The organism is Streptomyces sp. PU-14G (assembly GCF_041028275.1).
Classification (GTDB): Bacteria; Actinomycetota; Actinomycetes; order Streptomycetales; family Streptomycetaceae; genus Streptomyces.
On sequence record NZ_JASKYT010000575.1, the window covers coordinates 1 to 3,123 of the forward strand.

The window sequence follows — 3,123 nt, forward strand, 5'->3', positions numbered from 1 at the left end:
GCTTTCACCCGACCGCCCTCACCTGGAGACCCGCCCCATGTTCTCGCCCTGGCCCTTCCTGACGCCCCGCCGCTCCCTCGCCGCGCTCGCCGCCGTCGCCGTCCTGGCCCCGCTCACCGCCTGCGGTGGCGGCGACGGCAAGGGCGACGGGGCGGGCAACGGCGGCAAGACCGAGCTGACCGTGCTCGCCGCCTCCTCCCTGACCGACGTGTTCACAGCGGCGGGCAAGGCGTACGAGAAGGAGCACCCGGACACGAAGGTGAACTTCTCCTTCGCCGGGTCCCAGCAGCTGGCCGCCCAGGTCGAGCAGGGGGCGCCCGCCGACGCGCTGGTCACGGCCGACACCCCGACCATGGAAGGCCTCAGCGGTGAGACGGGCGAGCCGGAGGTCATCGCGAAGAACCGGCTCGTCATCGCCACCGGCGAGGGCAACCCGAAGAAGGTCGAGTCCCTGCGGGATCTGACCGACAGCAAGCTGAAGGTGGTACTGGCCGCGCCCGAGGTGCCCGTCGGGCGCTACAGCAAGCAGGTGCTCGACGCCCAGAAGCTGAAGGTCGAGCCGGTCTCGCGGGAGACCAACGTCCGCCAGGTGCTGAGCAAGGTGGAGCTGGGTGAGGCGGACGCCGGCATCGTCTACCAGACGGACGCCGCGACGGCGCCGGACAAGGTGGACGCCGTCACGATCCCCGACAAGCAGAACGCGATCGCCTCCTACCCGGCCGCCACGCTCAAGGAGTCCGGGCACCGCAAGGAGGCGGCGGCGTTCGTGCAGTGGCTGAGGTCTCCCGAGGCGCAGAAGCTGCTGCGCAAGGCGGGCTTCCAGAAGCCGTGACCCGTTCGCAGAGCCCCGCGGGGCGAGGCATCGCAGCCTTCCGTACGCGGCGCGGCCCTCACCGCTCCGCACGCCCCCGCGCGCCCCTCGCGCTGGGGGTGCCGGCGGCGCTCGCGGTCGCGTTCTTGCTGGTGCCGCTGCTCGGCATCCTGGTGCGGACGGAGTGGGGGAAGCTGGGCACCCATCTGGGCAGCGAGGGCGTCACCGAGGCGGTGAAGCTGTCGCTGCTGGTGTCCGGCGGCGCCCTGGCGCTCTCCCTCGTGCTGGGCGTGCCGCTGGCCTGGCTGCTGGCGCGGATCGACTTCCCCGGCAAGGCACTGGTGCGGTCGCTGGTCCTGCTGCCGATGGTGCTGCCGCCGACCGTGGGGGGTGTGGCGCTGCTGCTGGGCTTCGGGCGGCGCGGGTTGCTGGGCCCGTGGCTGGAGGACACCTTCGGCGTGGTGCTGCCCTTCCACACCTCGGGTGCGGTGGTGGCGGCGACGTTCGTGGCGATGCCGTTCCTGGTGATCAGCCTGGAGGGGACGCTGGCGGGGTTGCGGCCCGCCTACGAGGAGACGGCGGCCTCGCTGGGCGCGTCTCCGCTGCGGGTGTTCTTCACGGTGACGTTGCCGCTCGTGGCTCCCGGGCTGGCCGCGGGCGCCGCGCTCACGTGGGCGCGGGCGCTGGGCGAGTTCGGCGCGACGATCACCTTCGCGGGGAACCTGCCGGGGACGACGCAGACGTTGCCGCTCCAGGTGTATCTGCTGCTCCAGGACCAGCCGGAGGCGGCGACGTCCGTCTCGCTGCTGCTGCTCGTCATCGCCATGGCCGTGCTGTTCTCGCTGCGCGGCAGGTGGGCGGGTGGCGGCGCGGGCGCCGCGGGTTCCTCGCGCACCCGCGGCGGGAGGCCGCGTGACGGCGCGGGGAGGCTCGCGCGCATCCGCGAGCGGTGGGCGCGCGGCTCAGAAGGGCCCGACGAAGCCGCCACCGGTTCCGAGGGGCCGGACGCCGCCACCGGTTCCGAGGGGCCGGACGCCGCCACGGATTCCGGGGGCCCGGACGCCGCCACGGATTCCGGGGGGCCGGACGCCGCCACGGATTCCGGGGGCCCGGACGCCGCCACGGATTCCGGGGGGCCGGACGCTGCCGCCGATCCCCGGGGCCCGCAAGCCGGCGCAGGCGCCGGGGGCCCGCGCGCCGCGCCCGGCCCCGGGTCCCCGGAGGCGGCCGGCACCGGCGCCGACCGCTGGAACCTGCGGGCGCGGTTCGGCGGTTTCACCCAGCTCACGCTGGACGCCGCGCCCGGCACCACGGTCGCCGTCGTCGGCCCGAACGGTGCGGGCAAGACGACGCTGCTGCGCGCCCTCCTCGGGCTGACCCCCCGCGCGCACGCCGACCTCGCCCTGGGCGGCGTTGAGGTCGGCGCGCTGCCCCCGCACCGGCGGGGTGTCGCGTGGGTGCCGCAGGACGGCGCGCTCTTCCCGCACCTGAGCGCGCTGGCGAACACGGCTTACGGGTTGCGCGCCGCGGGGGTGGGCCGCGGTGAGGCGCGCCGCCTGGCCCGAGAGTGGCTGGAGCGGCTGGATGTCGGTCACCTGGCGCACCGCAGGCCCGCGCAGCTGTCCGGCGGTCAGGCGGGGCGGGTGGCGCTGGCCCGCGCGCTGGCGGCGCGCCCGAGGCTGCTGCTGCTCGACGAGCCGCTGGCCGCGCTCGACCAGACGACGCGCGCCCACGTCCGCCACACCCTCCGCGGCCACCTGGGGCACTTCGGCGGGGTCTGCCTGCTGGTGACCCACGACCCGGTGGAGGCCGTGTCGCTGGCCGACCGGGTGCTGGTGCTGGAGGACGGCCGCGCCGTCCAGGACGCACCGCCGGCCGAGGTGGCGCGCCATCCCCGTTCGCCGTGGGTCGCGCGGATGCTGGGCCGCAACGCTCTGGCGGGGACGGCGGCGCGGGACGGCTCGCTGACCCTCCTGGACGGCGGCAGCCTGGTGGTCGCCGAACCCGTCGCGGAGGGGACCGACGTGCTGGCGGTCATCGCACCGGAAGCGGTCGCCCTGCATCGGGAGCGCCCGCGGGGCAGCCCGCGCAACGTCTGGGCGGGCACGGTGCGGGAGGTCACGGCGGTCGGCAGCAGGATGCGGGTCCTCGTCACGTGCGGGGGCCGTCCCGACCTGGTCGCCGAGGTCACCGCCGACGCCGTGGCCGAGTTGGGTCTCGAGGACGGCGCGGCGGTCTTCGCGGGGATGAAGGCCACGGAGATCACCCTCGTCGAACGGTGACTTCCCCGCTTCTCCGGCAGACCCCCGCAC

Annotated in this window: 2 protein-coding genes; both read left to right on the top strand. The window is 75.6% G+C overall.

The window, feature by feature from the left end:
* Window positions 1-37 precede the first annotated feature (37 nt).
* Window positions 38-832: a molybdate ABC transporter substrate-binding protein gene (gene modA, locus AB8Z75_RS33525; RefSeq protein WP_369208696.1), complete on the top strand. Its 795-nt coding sequence runs from the start codon at window positions 38-40 to the stop codon at window positions 830-832.
* Window positions 833-930: 98 nt separating this feature from the next.
* On the top strand, window positions 931-3,093 hold the full coding sequence (locus AB8Z75_RS33530) for an ABC transporter permease (RefSeq protein WP_369208698.1): 2,163 nt from the start codon (window positions 931-933) through the stop codon (window positions 3,091-3,093).
* Window positions 3,094-3,123: the final 30 nt, after the last annotated feature.

What these genes read in the sequence shown, in the direction of transcription:
- modA (WP_369208696.1), top strand. Translation starts at nt 38, where the DNA reads ATGTTCTCGCCCTGGCCCTTCCTGACGCCCCGCCGCTCCCTCGCCGCG.